Below are 21,663 nucleotides of genomic sequence, written 5' to 3' on the forward strand. Positions count from 1 at the left end.
ATGAACAGCCTCGACGCAGGCGCCGGTCCCGCGATGAACACCGAGGACGGCGGCGCCCGCCCCGTCGTGGTCGGCGTCGACGGCTCGCCGTCGTCACTGACCGCGGTGCGCCTGGCCACCCGCGAAGCCGCCTGGCGCCACCTGCCGCTGCGTATCGTGCACGCGTTCATCTGGCCGCTCATGCACGTCAAGATGGGCCCGTCGGAGGCCGGGCCGCACGAGGGCGGCCTGCGCCACGACGCCGAACGCCTGCTCGCCGACGCCGCCGCCGTGGCGGCCCAGACCGACCCGTCCGTCTCGGTGCTCACGGACCTGGTCACCGGCGCGCCGTCGCCGGTGCTGCTGCGCGCCGCCCACGACGCCGAACTGCTCGTCATCGGCGACCGCGGCCTCGGCGGCTTCACGGGCCTGCTGGTCGGCTCGGTGGCGGTGCAGTGCACCGCGCACGGGCGCACCCCGGTGCTCGTCGTACGCGGCGACGAACGCGACAGCGGGCCGGTCGTCGTCGGCGCGGACGGCTCACCGGACTCGGCCCCAACCGTCGAGGCCGCGTTCACCCAGGCCGAGATGCGCAAGGCCGAGCTGACCGCCGTGCACACCTGGACCCGCGCCGGTGGGCACGCGCACGGCGAGCACCACGACCACAAGCACGACAGCGCCACCGTCGCCGAGGAGGAGGGCCACCAGCTGGAGGAGGCCCTGGCCGAGCAGCGCAAGAACCACCCCGACGTGACGGTGCGCGAGCACCTGCTGCGCGGCAAGCCCGCGAAGGTGCTGGTGGACCTCAGCAAGCAGGCCCAGCTCGTGGTCGTCGGCGCGCACGGCCGCGGCGGCTTCACCGGCCTGCTGCTCGGCTCGGTCAGCCACCAGGTCCTGCACCACGCCCACTGCCCGGTCCTGGTCGTGCCCCGCGGCGGCGCCTGACCCGCCGCCGCGTCGCGCACCGTCCTTGATCATCCGACTTGCCTGGCGCACGTGCGTATCTTGACCTGCCATTCGCCCAGGTGCCTGGCAAGTTGGTGGACCTTGGTGCGCGATCCGCCCGCACCGAACCGGCGGGAGACGGTCGAGGTGGTCACGCCTCGCCCCACATGCCGGACCGGCGCAGCGGGGTGACTCAGCTACCTGCCCGCACGGCGATCGCCGGGTCCAGCACGCTGGAGGAGTCCCAGCCGGGATCGTCGCCGTCGGGGTCGACGACCGCGCCGAGGAACGCCTCCTCCACCGGACGCAGGCCCTCGACCAGCGCCGCGAACGGGTACGCGGCGCTGAACCGCGCGCCCGTGTCGCCCACGAGCAGCACCGACAGCACCGAGCCGTCGTCGAAGGGCAGGCCGGGGTGGACGTCACCGCCCCAGTACAGGACCGGGACCTCGGCGTCGCCGCAGGCGAACCGGCCGGCCCCGGCGAGCATGAGCAGGTCGGTCTGCGTGCCGTAGTGGTCGGGGTGGTAGTCGTACAGGTAGACCTCCAGCGCGCCCTCGTGGTGGCGGGCGAGCGTGTATCCACCGGCGGCCCGCGCCGCGAGCAGCTCCAGCGGGGTCCGGGTCCGGTTCGCGCGGTAGGTCGCGACGGCGGCCGGCGAGCCGGCGATCTCGGTCAGGCCCCAGTCGGGCGTGACGTCGTCAGGCGCCCAGCCGCGCCACATCTCGTCCGGGTTCGCGATCGCGCCGAGGTCCGGCAGCGGCGTGGACAGCCACGCGTCGAAGCCGTCGCGCGACATCGGCATCCGGGTCGCGAGCATGTAGGACCGGCCGCCCATCGGGGCACCTCCGTCGTTGTAGGACCGCCCGACGGTAGCCGATCATGTCCGGGTCGCGGCGGCGGGGTTTCGCGCAGAGATGCCATGCGGTAAAAGTGACCATGGCCGACAGACCACGATGGATTCCGCAGGCGCCCGGTGTGGTGACGCTGCGGGCGTACGACCGCGGCTGGCTGCGCGGGGACGTGCTCGCCGGGGCTACCGTCGCGGCGTACCTCATCCCGCAGGTGATGGCGTACTCCGGCCTCGCCGGCCTGCCGCCTGTGGCGGGACTGTGGGCCGCTCTGCCCGCGCTGGCGCTGTACGCCCTGCTCGGTTCGTCACGGCAGCTGTCGGTCGGCCCCGAGTCGACCACCGCGCTCATGACGGCCACTGTGATCGCCCCGCTCGCGGCGGGCGACCCCGGCCGGTACGCGGCCCTGGCGGCGGGCCTGGCCGTCATCGTCGGCCTGCTCTGCCTGGTCTGCTGGGCGATCCGGCTCGGTTTCGTGGCCGACCTGCTGTCCAAGCCGATCCTCGTCGGCTACATGGCGGGCGTCGCCATCATCATGATCATCGGCCAGCTGGAGCGGCTGACCGGCGTCCCGGTCGACGGCGGCACGCTGCTCGGCGAGATGTGGTCGTTCATCAAGGGCATGGGGCAGATCCACCTGGCCACGGCCGTGCTCGGCGCACTCGTGCTGGCGTTCCTCTACCTGGTCCAGCGGCAGTTCCCGAAGCTGCCCGGCCCGCTGCTGGCGGTGCTGCTGGCCACCGGGGCGACCGCGCTTTTCGGCCTGCAGGACTACGGCATCGCGACGATCGGCAAGATCCCGTCGGGGCTGCCGCCGCTCGCGTGGCCCGACCTGACCGACTTCGCCGACCTGCTGCTGCCCGCCGTGGGCGTGATGCTCGTCGGCTACACCGACAACATGCTCACCGCCCGCGCGTTCGCCGCCCGGCACCGCCAGGAGGTCGACGCCGACCAGGAACTGCTCGCCCTCGGCGTGGCCAACCTCGGGTCGGGCGTGCTGCGCGGCTTCCCGGTCAGCAGCAGCGGCAGCCGCACCGCGCTGGCCGACGCCGCGGGCGCGCGCAGCCAGGTGTACTCGCTGACCGCCCTGGTACTGGTGATCTGCACGCTGCTGTTCGCCAGCCCGGTGCTGTCGGCGTTCCCGACCGCCGCCCTGGGCGCGATCATCGTGTACGCCGCGCTGCGCCTGATCGACCTGCCCGGCTTCCGCAAGCTCGCCGCGTTCCGGCGCAGCGAGCTGCTGCTGGCGCTCGCCGCGTTCGCCGGGGTGCTGCTGTTCGACATCCTCTACGGCGTGCTGGCCGCGGTGGCGCTGTCGGTCGCCGAGATGCTGGCCCGGGTCGCCCGCCCGCACGACGCCGTGCTCGGCATCGTGCCAGGGGTGGCCGGCATGCACGACGTCGAGGACTACCCGCAGGCGCGCACCGTGCCCGGCCTGATGATCTACCGGTACGACTCGCCGCTGTTCTTCGCCAACGCCCAGGACCTGCGCCGCCGCGCCCTGGCCGCGGTCGGCCAGGCCCCCGACGTGAAGTGGTTCGTACTGAACGCCGAGGCGATCGTCGAGGTCGACATCACTGCCATGGAGGCGGTCGAGGAGCTGCGCAACGAGCTGACCCAGCGCGGCATCGTGTTCGGTATGGCCCACGTCAAACAGGAACTGATGGACGAAATGGTGTCATTCGGCCTGGCCGAGTCGGTCGGCCGCGACCGGATCTTCCACACCCTGCCCACCGCCGTCGCCGCATTCCGCGCCGAACATCCGCAGACCTCGTCTGAGTCACGAAAGTCCTGGTCAGGAAGGCTTCCGGGGGACGACCATGGTGGGGGAGGGGGCCGCCATGTTCCAGAACCGCACGGACGCCGGGCACCGCCTGGCGCAGCTGCTGACCTGGCTCCACGACGCCGACGTGGTCGTGCTCGGGCTGCCCCGCGGCGGCGTGGTCGTCGCGGTGGAGGTCGCCCGCGCCCTGAACGCCCCGCTCGACGTGCTCGTGGTGCGCAAGCTCGGCGTGCCGTCCCAGCCTGAGGTGGCCATGGGCGCGATCGGTGAGGACGGCGTACGGGTGCTCAACCCGGGCGTGCTGGACGCGATCGGGATCAGCCCGGCCGCCCTCGACCGGGTCGAACAGGCCGAACGGGCCGAGCTGGAGCGCCGGGTGCAGCGCTTCCGGCACGGCCGCGACGCCGAGTCGCTCGCCGAGCGCACGGTCGTGATCGTCGACGACGGCGTCGCCACCGGCGCCACCGCCCGCGCCGCCTGCGAGATCGCCCGCGCCCGGGGCGCGTCCCGGGTGGTGCTGGCGGTGCCGGTGGCCGCCGCGGACACCGCCGCCGAGCTGCGTACGGTCGCCGACGAGGTGGTCTGCGTGGAGACCCCGGACCTGTTCATGGCGGTCGGTGAACGCTACGCCGACTTCCGGCAGACCTCGGACGAGGAGGTCGTGGCCCTGCTGGAGGGCTCGGCGCACATCCTGGAAGGGGGGCACCCGCAATGACCGTGCTGAAGCGCTGGAACATCGAGGTGTTCGTCGGCGAGGACGAAGGACGCACCTACGCCGAGGCCAGAATGCTCGACGACGAGGTCGGCGACCGGCTGATCGGCGTCGGGCGGGCCAAACTCAACCCGGACGACCGGGACATCCCCGAGATCGGCGACGAGCTCGCCGTGGCGCGGGCGCTGTCCGACCTCGGCCACCGCCTGCTGGTCGTCGCCGCCGGTGACATCCAGCGGGCGACCCGGGAAAAGGTGCGGCTCACACACTGACACGCCATGGCGCGTTAGCGCCGACCGGTCGAGGGGTAGGGGGCGCGGCATGACGAACTTCCGGATCGTGGTCGGGGTCGACGGTTCCGAGGGCGGCCGGCGCGCGCTGCGCTGGGCGGTGCACGAGGCGGCCGGCCGCGGCGGCACCGTGCAGGCCGTGGCGGCCTGGCGGTGGGACGAGACCGACGACGACGTCATCGCCAGCCGAGCCCGCGACCTCGCCGGCGACATGCTCGACCGGGAACTCGGCGCGCTGCCCTCGTTCCAGCGCGAGGGTGTCGCCATCGCCGGGGAGGTGGTCGAGGGGCGGCCCGCCGACGTGCTCGCCGCCGCGGCCGCCGACGCCGACCTGCTCGTGCTCGGCAGCCACGGCACCAGCCGGCTGATGCACACGGTGCTCGGCTCGGTCAGCGAGGAGTGCATCGGCAAGGCCAACTGCCCGGTCGTGGTCGTGCCGGTCGGCCACGAACTGCCCCACGCCGCCGAACTGGCCGTCCCCGACCCGGCCGGCTGACCCGGGATCGGCGCAAACGTGTCGGACGGGCCAGGCACTATGACGGGTATGGACAAACCGACGATCGTGAGCGCCGAGCAGTGGCAGCAGGCCCGTGACGACCTGCTCAAGGCGGAGAAGGAGCTGACCCGCGCACAGGACGCGCTGGCCGCCCGACGTCGCCGCCTGCCGATGGTGAAGTTCGACCGGCCGTACGTCTTCGACACGCCCGAGGGCGACCGGAGCCTGCTCGACCTGTTCGACGGCCGCGGCGAGCTGGTGGTGTACCAGTTCATGGACCGCGGGCCCCAGCACTACTGCCCCGGCTGCACCTGGTTCACCGACAACGTGCCGATGCACGCGCTGCCCCTGCTGGCCGCCCGCGGCATCACCTGGCAGACCGTGTCCAACATGCCGCTGGCCCAGATCGAGGCGTACAAGGCCGAGCGCGGCTGGACGCTGCCGTTCGTGTCGTCGCACGGCACGTCGTTCTCCGACGACTGCGGCGCGGGCGGCGGGTTCATGCTCAGCGTGTTCCTGCGCGACGGCGACGACGTCTACCGCACCTACAGCACGACCGCCCGCGGCGTGGACCGGCTGAACTTCGCCGCCAGCATCATGGACCTGGCCCCGTACGGCCGTATGCAGGACTGGGAGGACTCCCCGGACGGCTGGCCGCAGCACCCGACGTACGGCTGAACGCCGGAGATCCGAGGCGGCGGCCGTCCCTGCCGGACGGCTGCCGCTCGTCTGCAGTGACGGGTTCCCGTCGCCCCGGTCCGCGCGCCGCGCCCCGGACCGCGGTGCCCGGCAAGGAGATCCGCCCTGGTGACGCGGCGGACGACAGCGGGCACAGACCGGGTCGGACGGTGTCGCCGGCGGTGAACGGCCGATGGCGTGCGCCCGACGCCGCACGTTAGAGTCTGCGTCCGTGACGCCACTGTCCGCCGCGATCGACCCGCGCAAGAACTCCCTCAACGCCCTGCGGCTGCTGCTCGCCGCCGCGGTGATCGTGTCCCACGCGCCGCAGGTGGCCGGGTGGCGCGACCCCTACAAGTGGGGCGACCTGGAGATCGGCGGCTGGGCGGTGGCCGGGTTCTTCGCGATCTCCGGCTGGCTGATCACCGGCAGCCGACTGCGGCTGGACATGCGGCAGTTCCTGTGGAACCGCGTGGTGCGCATCTACCCCGGCTACTGGGCGGCGCTGGCGGTCACCGCGTTCGTGCTCGCCCCGATGTCGCTGGCCTTCGATGCGGGAGCGTCCTGGGACCCGGTGTCGGCGCTGCGGTACGTGTTCGCGAACGCGACCCTGGTCGAGGTCCAGCAGAAGATCCAGCACACGCTGGTAGGCGCGCCCTACGACGCGACCTGGAACCTGTCGCTGTGGACGCTGATGTACGAGTTCGCCTGCTACGTGGGCGTCGGCGTGCTGCTGTCGTTCGGGTACGCGCGCCGCGAGCGCTGGGTGACCCTCGCCGTGTTCGCCGTGCTCGCCGCGGGGACCGCGGTCTTCGAGTTCACCGACGCGGACGTGCCCGGCATCGTCGGGATGAGCTTCCGGCTCGGTAGCTTCTTCCTGGCCGGAGCGGTGCTCAAGCGGTACGCCGACGTGATCCCGTCGGTGTGGTGGCTGGCCGTCGCGGCGACCGCCGTGCTCGGCGTGCTGTGGGCGACCGAGACCGTGAAGGCGTTCGCCGCGCTGCCGCTGGGCTACCTGACCATGTACCTGGGCGCGCGGCTGCCGCTGCACAAGGTCGGGCGGCGCAACGACATCTCCTACGGCGTGTACATCTACGCCTTCCCGCTGCAGCAGCTGCTCGCCATGGCCGGGGCCACGGCGTGGGGCGTGGTCGGCTACATCGCCGCGACCCTGGTGGCGGTCGTGCCGTTCGCGGCGGCGAGCTGGTTCCTGGTCGAGAAGCCCGCGCTGCGGTTCAAGGACCTCGGCCGCCGTGGCCCGGCCGCCCGGCCCGCCGTGGCGCCGCAGGCGCAGGCCCCGTCCCCGGCCGACGTGACCATGGAGATCCCCGTCGCCCGGCCCTGAGTCCGCCCGGTCTCCGGCGGCGGCCCTGGCGGACGCCCGACCGGTGACACAATGAATCGGTGACATTCCCGGGCAAATCACCCAGTGATGCCGTGCGGTGCGCGTGTACGGGCTGATCGCCCTGGCCGTCGTCCTCATCGCCTGGGCGGCGGTGTCGGCCCGCGCGGCGCGGTACAGCGTCACCCTCCCGATCGCGCTGCTGCTGGCCGGCCTGCTGGTGGCCGGCGGCGACGACCCGCTCGTCGACGTGGACGTGTCCGCGCCGGCCGTGCAGCACGTGCTCCAGCTGACGCTGGCCCTGATCCTGTTCGGCGACGCCACCGAGATCAGCCTGCGCCGCCTGTGGTCGGCCGGCCACCTGCCGCTGCGCCTGTTGCTCGTGGCGTTTCCGCTGACGGTGCTCGCCGGTCTCGCCACCGGCCTGGCACTGTTCCCGCAGGCGAACATCTGGGTCATCGCCATGGTCGCGGCGGCGCTGACCGCCACGGACGCGAGCCTGGCGACCATGCTCGTGCGCGACGAGCGCATCCCGCACGACCTGCGCACCGCCGTGACCGTCGAGAGCGGTCTCAACGACGGCCTGGCCGCCCCGCTGGTCGTGTTCTTCGCCGCGGCGGCCGCGGCGGCGGGCACCGAGCGCACCCCCGGCACGGTGCTCGGCCACACCGTCGTCGAGCTGCTGATCGCACTGGTCGCGGGCATCGCCGCGGGCGCGGGCGCGGGCCTGCTGCTGCGCTGGGCCCGGCACCGGGGGTGGAGCGCGGCGAGAGCCGAGCGCCTGGCCTACCTCGCCGTCGGGGTGCTGGTCTTCGAAGCGACCCACGCGCTGCACGGCAACGGCATCGTGGCGGCGTTCCTCGCGGGCCTGGCGGTCCGCGCCGTCGACCGGCACCTGCCCGAGCGGCACCTGCAGACCACGCACGACGGGGTCGCGCTGCTGGCGGCGGGGGTCTGGTTCGCCTTCGGCTCGCTGATCCCGCACGCCCTGTCCGACGTGCTGAGCTGGCGCGTCCTGCTGTACGCGGTGCTGAGCCTGACCGTGGTGCGGATGCTGCCGGTCGCGCTGAGCCTGGTCGGGCTGCGCCGCTACCCGCGCGAGGTGTGGCTGCTGTCCTGGCTCGGCCCGCGCGGGCTGCCCAGCGTGATCTTCGCGCTGGTCGGCGTGCAGCAGCTCACCGGCGTCTCGGCGCAGCTGGCGATCAGCCTCATCATGGCCACGGTGCTGCTGAGCGTGCTCGCCCACGGCTTGTCGGCGATCCCCATCGCCGAGCGCTGGAGCATCGCACCGGCGTCCGCGCCGCCCCCACGCACATGATCGTCCCACTTGCCGGGCAGGTGTGCGTATCTTGAAGCCGGATACGCCCAGGTGCCAGGCAAATCGGACGATCATGGACGCGGGTGGCGGGTCAGCCGGCGAGGATGGCCGCCTTCTGCTGTTCGAACTCGGCGTCGGTCAGCACGCCCGACGCCTTGAGGTCGGCGAGCGTCTTCAACTGCGTGAGTTTCGCGTCCATCGGCTGCCCGGCCGGTGCCGCCGCCTGCTGCTGCGCCACCTGCTGCTGGTAGGCCTGCTGCTGCGCCATCTGCTGCTGCGCCGCCAGCTGCTGCTGGTACGCGGCCTGATCGGCGTACGCCTGCTGCTGCGCCGCCTGCTCGTCCTCCTGGGCCGCCCACCGGCCGGCCTGCCGGCGCGACACGCGGTTGGACACCGCGGTCGCCGTCCCGGCCACCACGGCCGTGCGCGCCACTCCTCGAAGCAGTCCCATGATCACATCCCCCGTTTCTGCGCTACGCGCCGGACTCGGCGGCGGCCAGCAGCGCCTGCACCGGGATGCGGCCGCCGGCGACCATCTGCGCCCCGCCGCGGCGCCAGGCACGGGCCAGCGGCGCCGCCCAGGTGTTCTCGTACACGATCACGCCCGCCGAGTTGCCCGGCTCGATCGCGTTGGCGGCCTCGCTCAGGTCGTCCCGGTCCAGCAGCCCGGAGGCCGCGCCCTGGAACACCGCGAACTCGCGGGCGCCCATGGCGTCCATGTCCTCGACGGCCACGGCGGTGACGGTGCCGTCGGTGTCCTTGCGGATGAAGGCCAGGTCGAGAATGCGGATGACGCCGCGGTCGACGAGGTCCAGCAGGAGCGGGATGCCCTCTCCGGTCATCCGGTTGCCGGGGAACTCGATGACCACGTAGTCGATCGGCCCCATCTCCTCGAACTCGCTCACGTCGTCGGTCTTGCTCATGCGGTATGCCTCCCAAGCAGCGATGTGACCGCCCGCCCCGCGCCCGTGCCTGCATCGTAGGCATGGGCCGGCGCGCGGCGAGCGTGATTCGTCAAGGCGGCCGGACCCGTCCGGTCACACCACCGCGGCGGACCTCTTCCGCTTGGCGGCGGTGGTGCCGAGTTCGGGTCGCATCCGGCTCTGCCGGTCGGTGCGCAGCAGCCCGCGGCCGAACGCGTCGACTCGGCCCCAGCGGCCGGGGATGCCCAGCAGCTCGATCTGCCCGATGCCCGCGGGCAGCGCCGCGTCGACGACCAGGCTGTCCTCCAGCGGCTGCAGGCCCAGCATGGTCCGCAGCAGCAGCAGGGGAGCGCCCGTCGACCAGGCCTGCGGGCTGCACGCCGTCGGATACTGCACCGGGTACTTGGTGGCCTCGCGCGGGTAGCCGCCGAACGCCTCCGGCAGCCGCCCGTCGAAGTACTCGGCGGCGTCGAGGATGCCGGCCGCGATCTGCGCCGCCTCCCTCTTGAAGCCGTATCGGCGCAGGCCCCAGGCGATGAACGAGCAGTCGAACGGCCACACCGTGCCGACGTGGTAGCCGATCGGGTTGTACCGCTTCTCGCCCAGCGCCAGGGTGCGCACGCCCCAGCCGGAGAACAGCCGCGGCCCCATCAGGTGCCGGGCCAGCGCGCGGGCGCGCGACTGCGGCACGATGCCGCTCCACAGCAGGTGGCCGATGTTCGAGGTGAGCACGTCGACCTGCCTGCCCTCGGCGTCCAGGGCGAGGGCGTAGTACTCGCCGTCGGCGACCCAGTAGTCGCGGTTGAACCGGCGCTTGAGGTCGGCGGCCTGCTTCTCCAGCCTGTTCGCGTAGTCGGGGTCCTTCCAGATCAGCCGGGCCAGGCGCGCCCCGCGCATCCGGGCATCGTAGGCGTAGCCTTGCAGCTCGCAGGTGGCGCGCGGGAAGCCGGGCAGGCTGCCGTCGCGGTAGGAGATGGAGTCCCAGGAGTCCTTCCAGCACTGGTTCTCCAGGCCCGACTGCTCGTTGCGCCGCTGGTACCAGACGTAGCCGTTGCCGAGCAGGTCGGCGTACTCGTCGACCCAGCGCAGCGCGGCGCGGGCCTCCAGCTCCAGGTCGCGCACCAGGGCCTTGTCGCCGGTCCAGCGCTCGTACTCGTCGAGCAGCACCACGAACAGCGCGGTCGCGTCGGCGTTGCCGTAGTACGGGCTGTGCGGCTGCTCCTGGAACGCCGCCGACTCGCCGTAGCGGATCTCGTGCAGGATGCGGCCCGGGTCCTCGTCGCGGAAGTCGTCGAACCGGCTGCCCTGGCGGGCCGCCAGTTCCCGCAGCGTGGTCGCGGCCAGCTCCGGCACGAACGGCAGCGACTGCAGGCTGGTGAAGATGCTGTCCCGGCCGAACATGGTCATGAACCAGGGCAGTCCCGCCGCGGGCAGGCTGCGCCCGCCCGAGGTCAGCGGGGAGAAGCGCAGTGCCGCCAGGTCGATCAGGCTGCGCCGGTAAGTCTGCCGCAGCGGCCCCCACTCGCACTCCAGCTTCGGTGCGCCCTCCAGCCAGCGGTCCAGGTCTTCGCCCATGTCCGCGGCCGCCTTGGGGCCGCCGAGCCGGGTGCGCTTGCCGCCGCGGCCGATCAGGATCGGCGTCACGTTCAACTCGCACGTCCAGTGGGACTGCGGCTCGATCCGTAGCCTGAAGGTGAGCCCGTGCTCGTCCAGCTCCGCGCGCGGCTCGGCGGTGATCTCGGTGGCCCGATGGAAGGTGTCCCGGCGGTAGCCGAAGACCAGGCGGTTGCGCTCGACGCTGCGGTACAGCTCGCCCTTCTTGCCCTCGTCGTTCTTGACGTCGAACAGGTCGGAGAAGTCGCTGCCCGCCTCCATGCGCACGGTCAGCTCGACGGCCTTCTCGCCGTGGTTGAGCACCGCGAGCCGTTCCCGGAAGCCTTCGGTGACGGTGCGCTGGCGCATCACGGACAACTTCGCGTCGATGTAGACGGTGCCGCCGCCGGGGGCGAGGAAGAACCTGGTTTCGAAGTACTGCAGGTCGTCGATGGACAGGGTGCCCAGCCGCTCGCCGTCGACGGTGAGCACCCAGGTGGACAGGAAGCGGGTGTCCCAGGCGAACAGTCCGGACGGGTCGGTGCGGGACGCCTCGATGTCGCCCCGCTCGTCGCTGACGACGAAGGTGTTGCCGTTGAGGATGCGTACCTGCTCAGGCATGGTCGGTCACCGCCGGGTGCGTGGACTGCACCGGGCCGTGGAAGACGCGCTGGAACAGCTGCAGCAGTTCCAGATCGCCGTCGGCCTCCAGCGCGCCACGCAGCATGGCGGCGAAGGCGTTGTCCGTGCCGGTGATGATGTTCTCGAACACATCGGTGTCGGCCAGGACCGCGCAGTCGGCCTTCTGATGGCGTTTGGACACCGTGAGCCGGCCGTGATCAACCCCGACGAACCAGCGCTGGACCTTGCCTTTCGAGCCGATCTCGAAACGGATGATGCCTGAGTTGCGCCGTAACAACGGCTCCTCGCCGCGATGGGCGAGGGCGGCGAAGAACTGATCGGTCGCCGTGGGCATAGACCATCTCCTTGCGAGGGATGGGTCCCTGACGTGGTGGGCAGCGATGAGCAGTCATGGCCTCATCAGGTCGTCCTGGACCGCACGGACCCGTGGGTATGCGTTTTGAGCGTATCCGCGACGCCTCTTCCAGGAGGTTTTATCGCGTTTTCTGACTCGGCTGTGCCGCTGACCGGGCCGTCGCGTCCACGGGAGGCCGACGGTTGCGTTGGGTCCAGATGTAGGCGAGCGCGGCCAGCGCCACCAGGGCCAGCAGTAGCAGGCCGATGGTGTAGCGACCGGTGGCACCGTAGACGGCGCCCATCACCAGCGGCGGCACGAACCCGCCGAGCCCGCCCGTCGCGCCGACGATGCCCGTCACCGCACCCACCTTCGGCCGCGGCACCACCTGCGCGAGCAGCGCGAACACCGCGCCCGCGCCGGACCCCAGCATGGCTGCCATGATCAGGAACGTGATGGTCGCCCACGGGTACAGCGGTGGGGCGAACGACTGCCAGGCCGCCATCATCGCGAGCACGGCCAGGCACAGGCTCAGCACCTTCGCGGCGCCGACCCGGTCGGCCAGCCAGCCGCCGGGCGGCCGGAACAGCACCGCGACGAGCGTGAAGCCCGCGGCCTTGAGCGAGGCGTCGCCCTGCTCCAGGCCGTACTGGCTCTGCAGGTAGGTGACCAGGTAGACGGCGAACGACACGTACCCGCCGAAGGTGACCGCGTACAGGGCGGCCAGTGGCCAGGTCATCGGCTGGCGGGCGGCCTCGGTGAACCGGCGCGCGAACGGCTCGGCGGGCACCGTGCGGCCAGGCGGATCGCGCAACACCAGCCACGCCACGACTCCGTAGACCGCGAGCACCACCGCGCACAGGTAGAACTGCGCGTTCGGGCCGATCTCGCGCATCGGCTTGGTCAGCAGCGCGGCGATCGCGGTGCCGCCCATGCCCATGCCGATGACGCCCAGCGCCATGCCTCGTTTCGTCGGCGGGAACCAGCCGTTGCCGTGCGGGATCGCCGCCGCGAACGGCGTTCCGCCGACGCCCAGCAGGAACCCTACGGCCAGCATCGCCGGGTACGAGTCGCCGGCCACGGTCAGCAGCAGCACCGGGATGATGGTCAGGAACGCCAGCGCGGGCAGCATCACCCGCGCGCCGAGCAGGTCGGTCAGCGCGCCGACCGGTATCCGGCCCAGCGAGCCGACCAGCACCGGCACTGCGACCAGGACCGACTGCTGCACCGACGACAGCCCGAGGTGCTGCTTGTAGAACGCGGACAGGGGCGAGATCAGGCCCCACGCCCACGCGGTCAGCAGGAAACCCAGCGCGGCGAGGATCAGGTTGACGTAGGCGCCCCGGGGCGCCCGCTGCGCCGGGGCGGTCACCGGTCGCGCCGTTCGCCCAGCCGCCACGCCCACAGCGCGACGAGGAACGAGGCCACCCCGAACGCGGCCGCCCACCAGGCGACCGCGGTGTTCCCCATCATCCAGGCGTTGAGCCCGACCCCGATCGCCCACAGCTGGCCGACGAGGATGGACAGCACCAGCGCCAGCCGCCCGGACAGCATCGACGAGCGTTCCGGGTCGGTCTCGCCGCCCGCGCCCGGTCCCGGGCCGGTGCTGCGGATGCGCGGGTCGCCGTACCCGCTGGTGGGTTTGATCTGCGGATATCGAGCGTCGGTCATGGCTGCTCCTCGCCGGATTCCAGGGTGCCCACGGCCCAGATGCCGCCGTCGCGCTCCTCCAGCAGCACCCGCGGCAGCGGGCGCGGCGGCGGCCCGGCGGCGACCGCGCCGGTCCGCGGATCGAACACGCCCTCGTGGCAGGGGCAGTACAGCTCGCCCTGCTCGCCGCGGTCGGCCCGCCACAGCACCCCGCAGGCCAGGTGCGTGCAGATCGAGGAGTACGCGCACAGCGTCCCGTCGGCCATCCGCAGCGCGACCGCCCGGTCCTCCTCACCCGGGTAGCTGAACGCCACCGACTCGCCGGGTGCCAGGGCCGTGGCGACCAGCTGCGGCGACGCGACCCCCTCGCCGTGCCGGTGGAAGATCCCCGCCGCGACCGCCACGCCGCCCGCCGCGAGCCCGCCCGACATGGTCACGGCCAGCCGCAGGTAGTCGCGCCGACTGGTCAGCGAGTCGGCCGCGATCCGCTCCCGCAGCGCCGCGACCTCGTGCTCGTCAACGCTCACAGCGGTTCCCCGAGCACGTTGTCCGCTGACGGCTCCAGGTGCCCGGCCGGTTGCGGGCTGCCGGTGACCCGGGCGTGCTCGCCGGCCCCGCCGGGCAGCGGCTCGTCGACCGGCCGTCCCTTGGGGACCACCATCGCCACGCCCGTCGAGATGATCGAGCCGTCGAAGTCGAACGTGCTGGCGACCTCGACGCCGGGCCGCTCGGTGCGCAGCTCTTCGAGGGTGCCGTAGAAGATGGACCCGGTGGGGCAGACCGTGGCGCACATCGGGGCCAGGCCATACGACGTCCGGTCGTAGCACAGGTTGCACTTGAACTGGAGCTTCGCCGCCAGGTCGATCTTCGGCACGCCCATCGGGCAGGCGTTGACGCAGTTGCCGCAGCCGATGCAGCGGCTCTTGTCCGCGTCGTGCACCACCCCGTCCGGCGTCACCAGGATCGCCTCGGCCGGGCACACCTGCGCGCACGGCGCGACCGGGTCCTCGCAGTGCATGCACACCGTCGGGCTGGACGCGACGCTGCCGCCCTGGTCCAGGTAGTCCAGATGGATCATCGACTTGCCGCGGTGCGAGTCGCACTCCCGGCACGCCGACACACACGCCTGGCAGCCGATGCACCGGCCGGGGTCGATCACGATGGTGCGTCCCATCATGGCTGTGACGTCCCCCTTCCCTGCGACGACGTGGGCGGCAGCTGCTCGGCGCGGGCCCGCTGCGCGTCGGCGTACGCCTCGCGCCCCGGCGGCATCGGCGGCGCGGGCACCGGCGTGACCGCCGTCGCGGGTTCGACCCGGCACGCGCACACCTTGTACTCGGGGATCTTCGAGCGCGGGTCGAGCGCGTCGATGGTCAGCTCGTTGGCCGCGACCGGGTACGGCCAGTGGTACGGCACGAACACGGTGTCGGGCCGGATCGCCTCGGTGACCAGCGCCGGGAACGTCGCCGAGCCGCGCCGGGTGACCACGGTGACCGCATCGCCGTTGCCGAACCCGTGCGACGGGTGCACCTCCACCCACGGCCGCGGCGTCTGCTCGACCAGCCCGCCCAGCCGCCGGGTCTGGTTGCCCGACAGGAAGTGCGCCACCGTCCGACCCGTGGTCAGCGTCATCGGGTACGTGTCGTCGTACGGGTCGGCGGGCGGGTGCCAGCGCACCGCCTGCATATGTACCTTGCCGTCGGCGTGGTACGTGCGCCCGCCCTCGAACAGCCGTGGCGTGCCCGGATGGTCCAGGTCGGGGCAGGGCCAGGCGATGCCGCCCGTCTCGTCGAGCCGCGCGTACGTGATGCCGTAGTAGTCGTTGACCGTGCCCCGCGACGCGATCCGCAGCTCCTCGAACACCTGCTCGGACCCCGCGAAGTCGAACTTGTCCCCGACGCCGAGCCGCCGCGCCAGCTCGCACAGCACCCAGGTGTCGGTGCGCACCCCGGGCAGCGGCTCCTGCGCCTTGCGGTGGCGCACCACCCGGGCCTCGGCGTTGGCCATCACCCCGTCGTCCTCGGCCCAGCTCGTCACCGGCAGCACCAGGTGCGCGTTGGCCGCGGTCTCGGACAGGAAGAAGTCGCACTGGGCGTGGAAGTCCAGCGCGTCGTAGCCCGCCTTGACCACGGCGTAGTTGGGCAGCGACACGAACGGGTTGTTGCACAGCCCGAACAGGCCGCGGATCTCGCCGCGGCTCATCTGGTGCACCATCTCCATCATCGACGTGCCCGCCTGCGGCAGGTCGTCCACCTCGATGCCCCAGATGTTGGCGACCTGCATCCGGTGCACCGGGTCGCTGATGGACCGCCCGCCCGGCAGCATGTCCGACTTCTGGCCGTGCTCACGCCCGCCCTGCCCGTTGCCCTGCCCGGTGATGGTGCCGTAGCCGGCCCCGGGTTTGCCGAGGTTGCCGGTGGCCACACACAGGTTGATCACGGTGAGGCAGTTCTCCACGCCCTGGGTGTGGTGCTCGATCCCGCGCGCGTGCCAGGCCATCGCCTTCGGTGCGGTGGCGAACATGCGCGCCACCTGCGTGACCTGCTCGGCGGGGATGCCGCAGATCTCGGCGGCCCGCTCGGGCGGGTATTCGGCGGCCGCCGTCCGCACCTCGTCCCACCCGGTGGTGTGCTCGGCGAGGAATGCCTCATCGGTCAGGCCCTCGGTGACGACCACGTGCAGCACGGCGTTGAAGAAGGCCGCGTCGGTGCCCGGCCGCAGCGCCACGTGGAGGTCGGCGGTCCGCGCGATGCTGGTCTCGCGCGGGTCGACCACGATCAGCTTCGCGCCGCGGTCCCGCGCGCCCCACAGGTACTGCGTCATGACCGGGAAGCACTCGCCCACGTTGGAGCCGGCGATCAGCAGGCAGTCGGTGAGCAGGCAGTCCGCGAACGGGTTCGCGGCCCGGTCGATGCCGAACGACAGCTTGTTCGCCCCGGCCGCGCTGACCATGCACAGCCGGCCGTTGTAGTCCACGTGCCGGGTGCGCAGCGCCACCCGCGCGAACTTGCCCACCAGGTACGTCTTCTCGGTGAACAGGCTCGCCCCGCCGAGCATGCCGAACGCGTCCCGCCCGTGCTCGGCCTGGATGCGCTGGATCTGCTCGGCCGTCACGTCGAGGGCCTGCTCCCAGGAGACCGGCCGCAGGTCGTCGGCGCGGCTCTGGCGATACAGCGGCGCGGTCAGCCGGTCGGGGTGGTTGACCTGCTGGTACGCGTTCAGACCCTTCGGGCACAGCCGCATCCGGTTGATGTCGTGGTCGCGCGGCTCCACCCCGAACACCTTGCCGTCGTGGACCCGCAGGTACATGCCGCACTGCACGCCGCAGAAGCAGCAGTGCGTCGGCACGAGCCGCTCCTCGCCCCGGATCGCCCGCCAGCGGTCGGCGGGCAGCCCGCCCGCGTCGCGGAACCGCCCGGTGCCCGGCGGGGTGATGTTCGGGTCGAGGGGGATGGTCACGTCAGAACCCCGGCTTCACGCTCGTGCGGTAAGCCTGCCCACGCCGCAGCCGCTTGCACCGCGGGCACACCTCGGCCAGGCCGTCGAAGTCCAGCTTCAGGTCGCGCATGGTGGCGCGCAGGTTGTCCACGTACGCCGTGGTGTCGATCGGCTCGCCGCAGTTGCGGCAGTGCCGGATCTCGCCGTGCTCGGTGTACTTGAACAGCTGCATGCCGACCGCGGCCGGCCGCTGGGCGATGTGGAAGAACTTGCCGAACGGCAGGTACAGCAGGGTCAGCACGACCGCGGCCATGTGCAGCACGGCCAGGAACTCGTAGCCGCCGCCGTGCAGCGCGACGCTGGAGAACGTCAGGAGCAGCCCCGTCACCGAGATGATGATCAGGGCGAGCAGCGGCGCCAGGTCGTAGCCGAACCGCTGGCCGGTGCTCGCCTCCCGGTCGCGCATCCGCCGGATCAGGAAGTACGTCGTACCCGCGATGACCAGCACCGCGGCGAGGTCGAGCCCGTGGAACAGCACCCACCCGAGCAGCGACAGGGCGTTGAAGTCGACGATTCGGAAGCCCCAGATGTTCATGGTGTACTCCGGGCCGGCCCCGGTGTTCGACGTGAAGGTGAACCAGCCCCAGGACAGCGGGAAGGTGATCGCCGCCGCCAGCAGGCAGCCCCAGAAGATCAGTTGATGCGCCGCCCAGCGGGCCCGCGAGCGCGCGCCGAGGAACTTCTGGAAGCCCAGGTAGGTGGCGATCATGCGGGGCAGCGCGGTCGGCGTGCGGCGCAGGTTGCGCCAGGACAGCGCCGCGCCCCAGCCCTTCCGGAACAGCCGCCGCGCGCCGGGGGAGGAGATCCACACCGTGTAGCGGTAGGCGATGCCGAAGGCGAGGAACACGCTGGCGATGGCGTACGGGACCAGGGCCGAGTCGAAGTGGTGCAGCCGCCTGCTGCCGAGGTAGATCGCCGCGCAGAGCACCAGGGCGGTGACGATGCCGACGAGCACGGGCCTCATGCAGCCGATGCTATGTAATCGACAATTCCACCGTATGAGGTTTATCGGACTTACTGGCACAGATGCCCGAACCTTGGTCACGTTCGGTGACGGCGCAGCCTGGCGGGCGCGTGGTCGACGATCGATCGGCGAGGTGGCCTGTCCGCCTCCCTGCATACCGGGAGCTGTGTTAAGGCACCGTTAATCGCGGATGGATACTTGTCACACGGCAGAATCCGTGGCAGGCAAGGGAATCGGCGCGTCCGGCCGGTAGCGTACGCACAGTGACGACTCAGCTGGCGAAGGTGGCCCCCCGTACCCGCAAACCGGGCCATCCGTGGCTCGCGGCCATGGTCGTCATGGCCGCGCTCCTGCTGGCGGCCGTGCTCGCCGGGCACCGCCTGGTGCCCAACGTCTACAGCGTCGGCAGCCTGCTGGACTCCGTCACGCCCCTGTTCGGCCTCGCCGTGCCCGTGCTGGCGCTGTTCGCGCTGGCGGCCCGCGCCCGGGCGGCGCTGCTCGCCGTCGCGCTGCCCGCGGCCGTCTGGGCCGCGCAGTTCGGCGGCGCGCTGCTGCCGCCGCAGGGCGGGCCCGCCGAGCTGCGGGTCGTCTCGCAGAACCTCTACGCGGACAACCCCGACCCGGCCGCGACCGTCCAGGCGCTGGCCGCCGAGGGGCCCGACCTCATCGCGCTGCAGGAGTCCGCCGACGGCGCCATCACGGCGGCCGCCGGGCGGCTGCGCAAGACCTACCCCCAGCACGCGGTCAAGGGCACCGTCGGCCTGCTCAGCAAGCATCCGATCACGCGGGTGAGCAGCCTCGACAGCGAGACGGGCTGGATCCGCGGGCTGCGGGCGGTGGTCGAGACGCCCCGGGGCGACGTCGCGGTCTACGTCGCCCACCTGCGCTCGGCCCGCCTCAACGAGACCGCGAGCCGCGACCGCAACATCCAGGCCCTCGCCGACGCGGTGCGCGCCGACGACGCGAGCCGCGTGCTGGTCCTCGGCGACCTCAACACCTCGGCCGAGGACCGCGCCTTCGCCCCGCTGTCGGCGCTGCTGCGCGACGCCCAGGCCGACGCCGGCTGGGGTTTCGGCCTGACCTGGCCGTCCGCGCTGCCCGTGCTGCGCCCCGACCAGGTTCTCTACCGTGGCCTGACCGCCACCGACGCGGGCGTGCAACGCGCACCGGGGACGGATCACCGGGCGGTCACGGCGTCGTTCGCGTTCCCGGCCGGCTGACCTCGCGCGGCGGGGTCCCGTCCTCGCCGGGACGGGACCCCGCGCCGCGTCACTTCGCGATGAGCAGCAGCACCGCACGGGCACGCAGCGTGTACGCCGTCCCGGCCCCGCCGATGACCGCCTCCGCGCCCGGCGCGGCGACCTGGTCCGCGCCCTCTGCCCACGGGGCGGTGTCGGTGACCCGGTACCACTGCTTTCCGGCGGGCGGCGCGGGCAGCGTGAACACCACGTCGCCCGACCAGCCGTTGTAGGCGGTGTACAGCGCGCTCGCACTGTCGCCGAACTCCGTGCCGTCGATGCGCCAGGCCAGCGCGTGGTTGTTCGCGTTGCCCCAGTACGCCCCGTCCGGCGCGACCCCGGCCGGGGTGAACCACTCCAGCTGCCCCATGCCGTTGCCGTTGCCGTCGGACGCGGTGTAGAAGTTCACCGGCCGCAGCGCCGGGTGCGCCTTGCGGAACGCGGCCAGCCGCGACGTGTACGTCTTGAAGTTCGTCTCGTCCGTGGTCAGCGACCAGTCCAGCCAGTTCGCCGACGAGTCGACGTTGTACGGGTTGTTGTTGCAGTTGACCGACCGCAGCGTCTCGTCGCCGCCGGTCATCATCGGCGTGCCGCCCGACAACATCAGGAACGCGAACGCGTTGCGGGCCGCCTTGCGCTGGTCGGCCGCGACCCCGCCCTGGTCCCAGGAGATGTTGTCGTCGCTGCCGCCGTCCGACGGCCCGAACGGCCACGCCTGCCCGTTGTTCTTGCCGTTGCACGAGTACAGGTCCTTCTGCGTGAACCCGTCGTGGGCCACCATGAAGTTGACCGAGTGCCACGGGCGGCGGCCGTCGTCGCCGTACAGGTCCGACGACCCGGCGAAGCGGGTCGCCAGCTCGCTCGGGGTCACCGCGTCCACGCCCAGCTTGTTCTGGTCGCGGCGCAGCGAGTCGCGGTAGATGCCGTTCCACTCCGACCACGCCGCCGGGAAGTTGCCCACCTGGTAGGTGCCCGAGCCGATGGCCCACGGCTCGGCGATCCAGTCCACGCCGGAGCCCCCGCCCGCCGGGCGGGCGGGCATCTCGGTGGTCAAGCGGTTGAGTGCGGTGTTCGCGTCGGTGCGGCTGTAGTTGAAGCACCCGTGCTGGCACGTGTTGCCCAGCACCGACGCCAGGTCGAACCGGTAGCCGTCCACGCCGAGGGTGTTCTTCCAGTACGCGACCGAGTCGACGATCAGGTTCTGCGCGGCCGGGTTGCGGGTGTTGAAGTTGTGGCCCAGCCCGGTGTTGTCGATCGACCCCTGCATGTCCGAGGTCAGCGAGTAGTACGCCGGGTTGTCCAGCCCTCGCCAGGAGAAGATGTGGTATGTGTTCTTGTCCCCGATCGCGCCGCCCTCGGCGGTGTGGTTGTAGACGACGTCGACCAGCACCTTGATCCCGGCGTCGTGGAACGCCTTCACCATGGCCTTGAACTCGCGCGTCGGCCCGCCGGGGGTCTTGTCGTAGGAGTAGCGCCGGTCCGGGGCGAAGTAGTTCTCCGTCATGTACCCCCAGTAGTTGTCACCGGTGGTGCTGCTCGGGTTGGCGTCGTTGCTGTCGTTCTGCGTCTCCTGAAGCGGGAGGAACTCCACCGCCGTGACCCCGAGCGAGGCCAGGTACGCCGCCTTCTGCCCGGCCGCCTTGTAGGTGCCCCGCTCGGCCGCCGCGATGGACGGGTCGGCCTTGGTCAGGCCGCGCAGGTGCACCTCGTACACGATGTCGTCCTTGAAGGCCCGGGTCGGCTTGGTGCCGAAGCTCGTGCCGTCCGCGGCCAGCACCATGCCCTTGGGCGCGATCGTGCCGGTGTCCACGGCCCGCTTGGCCGGGCCGGACGAGTAGTCGCTCGCCACCCCGTCGGGCAGCGCGGTGTCGTGGCTCATCTCCCGCGCGTACGGGTCCAGCAGCAGCTTGTTCGGGTTGAACCGGTTGCCGGCGGCGTCCACGTCGGCGACGAACCCGGCCGTCGAGCCCTTCGTCCAGCTCGCGCTGTACGGCCAGTTCGGACCCCAGGCCCGGTAGCCGTAGTAGACGGTGCCGGTGACCCCGGCCGCCTGGAGTGTCGCCACGCTGACCGTGGTCGCCCAGACGTCCCCGGTGCCCTTGGTGAGCAGGTAGGACGCCTTCTCCTGGGCGCCGGTGGCGGCGGAGTAGACGTAGACCGCGATGCGGGTCGCCCGGGACGAGTACACCCGGAAGTTCACGTTGCTGCCGGAGTAACGGCCGCCCAGGGTCTGGGTGTCGATCCCGGCCTGGGCGGGGGCGGTGGGGGAGACGAGGGACAACCCGGCTGCCACCAGCGCGGCGGCGAGCACGGACCTCCATAGGCGACGCATGGTCTTCCTTCCCGGAGCGGGGGTGGTGCCGGGGGAGCGGCGACTGAAACTTCTTGCAAAGTGTGACCTAGGTTACGTGCAAGTTTCAGGCCCGT

The 21,663-nt window shown here is 72.0% G+C and carries 21 protein-coding genes; 9 read left to right on the forward strand and 12 right to left on the reverse strand.

From position 1 onward, the window contains the following. A complete protein-coding gene (locus ACFQO7_RS02965; RefSeq protein WP_376804905.1) occupies positions 1 to 924 on the forward strand; it encodes a universal stress protein in 924 nt (307 codons plus the stop codon). Positions 925 to 1,117: 193 nt separating this feature from the next. Here the strand turns inward: ACFQO7_RS02965 and ACFQO7_RS02970 are convergent, their stop codons facing one another. Beyond that, on the reverse strand, positions 1,118 to 1,762 hold the full coding sequence (locus tag ACFQO7_RS02970) for a hypothetical protein (RefSeq protein ID WP_376804906.1): 645 nt from the start codon (positions 1,760 to 1,762) through the stop codon (positions 1,118 to 1,120). 140 nt (positions 1,763 to 1,902) lie between these two features. Between ACFQO7_RS02970 and ACFQO7_RS02975 the strand changes: the two genes are divergently transcribed. The 7 genes from ACFQO7_RS02975 (at position 1,903) to ACFQO7_RS03005 (ending at position 8,394) form a co-directional block, all read left to right on the forward strand. Further along, positions 1,903 to 3,804 carry a SulP family inorganic anion transporter gene (locus ACFQO7_RS02975; protein WP_376804907.1) on the forward strand — a complete coding sequence of 634 codons (1,902 nt, stop codon included), beginning with the start codon at positions 1,903 to 1,905 and terminating at the stop codon, positions 3,802 to 3,804. Next, positions 3,686 to 4,273 (forward strand): phosphoribosyltransferase, encoded by a 588-nt coding sequence (locus ACFQO7_RS02980; RefSeq protein WP_376804908.1) that lies wholly within the window; start codon positions 3,686 to 3,688, stop codon positions 4,271 to 4,273. The genes ACFQO7_RS02975 and ACFQO7_RS02980 overlap by 119 nt, the downstream gene beginning before the upstream one ends. Next, entirely contained in the window at positions 4,270 to 4,542 is a 273-nt protein-coding gene (locus ACFQO7_RS02985) for a DUF1876 domain-containing protein (protein ID WP_360539979.1), read from the forward strand. Before ACFQO7_RS02980 ends, ACFQO7_RS02985 begins: the two co-directional genes overlap by 4 nt. Positions 4,543 to 4,591: 49 nt before the next feature. Further along, positions 4,592 to 5,056, forward strand: coding sequence for a universal stress protein (locus ACFQO7_RS02990; protein WP_376804909.1), 465 nt, complete (start codon positions 4,592 to 4,594; stop codon positions 5,054 to 5,056). Between the two features lie 48 nt (positions 5,057 to 5,104). Continuing rightward, positions 5,105 to 5,734 carry a DUF899 domain-containing protein gene (locus ACFQO7_RS02995; RefSeq protein WP_376804910.1) on the forward strand — a complete coding sequence of 210 codons (630 nt, stop codon included), beginning with the start codon at positions 5,105 to 5,107 and terminating at the stop codon, positions 5,732 to 5,734. A 232-nt stretch (positions 5,735 to 5,966) separates the two neighbouring features. Then, positions 5,967 to 7,079 (forward strand): acyltransferase family protein, encoded by a 1,113-nt coding sequence (locus ACFQO7_RS03000; protein WP_376804911.1) that lies wholly within the window; start codon positions 5,967 to 5,969, stop codon positions 7,077 to 7,079. Positions 7,080 to 7,176: 97 nt separating this feature from the next. Then, positions 7,177 to 8,394: a cation:proton antiporter domain-containing protein gene (locus ACFQO7_RS03005; protein ID WP_376804912.1), complete on the forward strand. Its 1,218-nt coding sequence runs from the start codon at positions 7,177 to 7,179 to the stop codon at positions 8,392 to 8,394. Positions 8,395 to 8,485: 91 nt separating this feature from the next. Here the strand turns inward: ACFQO7_RS03005 and ACFQO7_RS03010 are convergent, their stop codons facing one another. The 10 genes from ACFQO7_RS03010 to ACFQO7_RS03055 form a co-directional block, all read right to left on the reverse strand. Then, positions 8,486 to 8,845 (reverse strand): SHOCT domain-containing protein, encoded by a 360-nt coding sequence (locus ACFQO7_RS03010; RefSeq protein ID WP_376804913.1) that lies wholly within the window; start codon positions 8,843 to 8,845, stop codon positions 8,486 to 8,488. Positions 8,846 to 8,867: 22 nt separating this feature from the next. Beyond that, complete coding sequence (locus ACFQO7_RS03015) at positions 8,868 to 9,317, reverse strand: DUF6325 family protein (protein WP_376804914.1); 450 nt, start codon at positions 9,315 to 9,317, stop codon at positions 8,868 to 8,870. A 114-nt stretch (positions 9,318 to 9,431) separates the two neighbouring features. Then, positions 9,432 to 11,531 (reverse strand): amylo-alpha-1,6-glucosidase, encoded by a 2,100-nt coding sequence (locus ACFQO7_RS03020; protein ID WP_376804915.1) that lies wholly within the window; start codon positions 11,529 to 11,531, stop codon positions 9,432 to 9,434. Beyond that, a complete protein-coding gene (locus tag ACFQO7_RS03025; protein ID WP_376804916.1) occupies positions 11,524 to 11,886 on the reverse strand; it encodes an SCP2 sterol-binding domain-containing protein in 363 nt (120 codons plus the stop codon). Before ACFQO7_RS03025 ends, ACFQO7_RS03020 begins: the two co-directional genes overlap by 8 nt. A gap of 139 nt (positions 11,887 to 12,025) precedes the next feature. Further along, positions 12,026 to 13,258: a nitrate/nitrite transporter gene (locus tag ACFQO7_RS03030; protein ID WP_376804917.1), complete on the reverse strand. Its 1,233-nt coding sequence runs from the start codon at positions 13,256 to 13,258 to the stop codon at positions 12,026 to 12,028. Beyond that, complete coding sequence (locus ACFQO7_RS03035) at positions 13,255 to 13,557, reverse strand: DUF6755 family protein (protein WP_360539996.1); 303 nt, start codon at positions 13,555 to 13,557, stop codon at positions 13,255 to 13,257. The genes ACFQO7_RS03030 and ACFQO7_RS03035 overlap by 4 nt, the downstream gene beginning before the upstream one ends. Then, positions 13,554 to 14,063 carry a QcrA and Rieske domain-containing protein gene (locus tag ACFQO7_RS03040; RefSeq protein ID WP_376804918.1) on the reverse strand — a complete coding sequence of 170 codons (510 nt, stop codon included), beginning with the start codon at positions 14,061 to 14,063 and terminating at the stop codon, positions 13,554 to 13,556. Before ACFQO7_RS03040 ends, ACFQO7_RS03035 begins: the two co-directional genes overlap by 4 nt. After that, positions 14,060 to 14,713, reverse strand: coding sequence for a 4Fe-4S dicluster domain-containing protein (locus ACFQO7_RS03045; protein ID WP_376804919.1), 654 nt, complete (start codon positions 14,711 to 14,713; stop codon positions 14,060 to 14,062). The genes ACFQO7_RS03040 and ACFQO7_RS03045 overlap by 4 nt, the downstream gene beginning before the upstream one ends. Continuing rightward, positions 14,710 to 16,995: a molybdopterin oxidoreductase family protein gene (locus ACFQO7_RS03050; RefSeq protein WP_376804920.1), complete on the reverse strand. Its 2,286-nt coding sequence runs from the start codon at positions 16,993 to 16,995 to the stop codon at positions 14,710 to 14,712. Before ACFQO7_RS03050 ends, ACFQO7_RS03045 begins: the two co-directional genes overlap by 4 nt. Before the next feature lies 1 nt (position 16,996). Beyond that, on the reverse strand, positions 16,997 to 17,998 hold the full coding sequence (locus tag ACFQO7_RS03055) for a hypothetical protein (RefSeq protein WP_376804921.1): 1,002 nt from the start codon (positions 17,996 to 17,998) through the stop codon (positions 16,997 to 16,999). Positions 17,999 to 18,261: 263 nt separating this feature from the next. Here ACFQO7_RS03055 and ACFQO7_RS03060 point away from each other — a divergent pair, with 263 nt between their 5' ends. Continuing rightward, positions 18,262 to 19,218, forward strand: coding sequence for an endonuclease/exonuclease/phosphatase family protein (locus tag ACFQO7_RS03060; protein WP_376804922.1), 957 nt, complete (start codon positions 18,262 to 18,264; stop codon positions 19,216 to 19,218). Between the two features lie 49 nt (positions 19,219 to 19,267). On the opposite strand, the gene ACFQO7_RS03065 is transcribed toward ACFQO7_RS03060, so the two are convergent. Further along, entirely contained in the window at positions 19,268 to 21,568 is a 2,301-nt protein-coding gene (locus tag ACFQO7_RS03065; RefSeq protein ID WP_376804923.1) for an alpha-amylase family glycosyl hydrolase, read from the reverse strand. Between the last annotated feature and the right edge of the window lie 95 nt (positions 21,569 to 21,663).

Origin of the sequence: Catellatospora aurea (assembly GCF_042663325.1) — a bacterium.
Lineage (GTDB): Bacteria > Actinomycetota > Actinomycetes > Mycobacteriales > Micromonosporaceae > Catellatospora > Catellatospora aurea.

What these genes read in the sequence shown, in the direction of transcription:
- ACFQO7_RS02965 (WP_376804905.1), top strand. Translation starts at nt 1, where the DNA reads ATGAACAGCCTCGACGCAGGCGCCGGTCCCGCGATGAACACCGAGGAC.
- ACFQO7_RS02970 (WP_376804906.1), bottom strand. Translation starts at nt 1,762, where the DNA reads ATGGGCGGCCGGTCCTACATGCTCGCGACCCGGATGCCGATGTCGCGC.
- ACFQO7_RS02985 (WP_360539979.1), top strand. Translation starts at nt 4,270, where the DNA reads ATGACCGTGCTGAAGCGCTGGAACATCGAGGTGTTCGTCGGCGAGGAC.
- ACFQO7_RS02990 (WP_376804909.1), top strand. Translation starts at nt 4,592, where the DNA reads ATGACGAACTTCCGGATCGTGGTCGGGGTCGACGGTTCCGAGGGCGGC.
- ACFQO7_RS02995 (WP_376804910.1), top strand. Translation starts at nt 5,105, where the DNA reads ATGGACAAACCGACGATCGTGAGCGCCGAGCAGTGGCAGCAGGCCCGT.
- ACFQO7_RS03010 (WP_376804913.1), bottom strand. Translation starts at nt 8,845, where the DNA reads ATGGGACTGCTTCGAGGAGTGGCGCGCACGGCCGTGGTGGCCGGGACG.
- ACFQO7_RS03015 (WP_376804914.1), bottom strand. Translation starts at nt 9,317, where the DNA reads ATGAGCAAGACCGACGACGTGAGCGAGTTCGAGGAGATGGGGCCGATC.
- ACFQO7_RS03020 (WP_376804915.1), bottom strand. Translation starts at nt 11,531, where the DNA reads ATGCCTGAGCAGGTACGCATCCTCAACGGCAACACCTTCGTCGTCAGC.
- ACFQO7_RS03025 (WP_376804916.1), bottom strand. Translation starts at nt 11,886, where the DNA reads ATGCCCACGGCGACCGATCAGTTCTTCGCCGCCCTCGCCCATCGCGGC.
- ACFQO7_RS03035 (WP_360539996.1), bottom strand. Translation starts at nt 13,557, where the DNA reads ATGACCGACGCTCGATATCCGCAGATCAAACCCACCAGCGGGTACGGC.
- ACFQO7_RS03045 (WP_376804919.1), bottom strand. Translation starts at nt 14,713, where the DNA reads ATGATGGGACGCACCATCGTGATCGACCCCGGCCGGTGCATCGGCTGC.
- ACFQO7_RS03055 (WP_376804921.1), bottom strand. Translation starts at nt 17,998, where the DNA reads ATGAGGCCCGTGCTCGTCGGCATCGTCACCGCCCTGGTGCTCTGCGCG.
- ACFQO7_RS03065 (WP_376804923.1), bottom strand. Translation starts at nt 21,568, where the DNA reads ATGCGTCGCCTATGGAGGTCCGTGCTCGCCGCCGCGCTGGTGGCAGCC.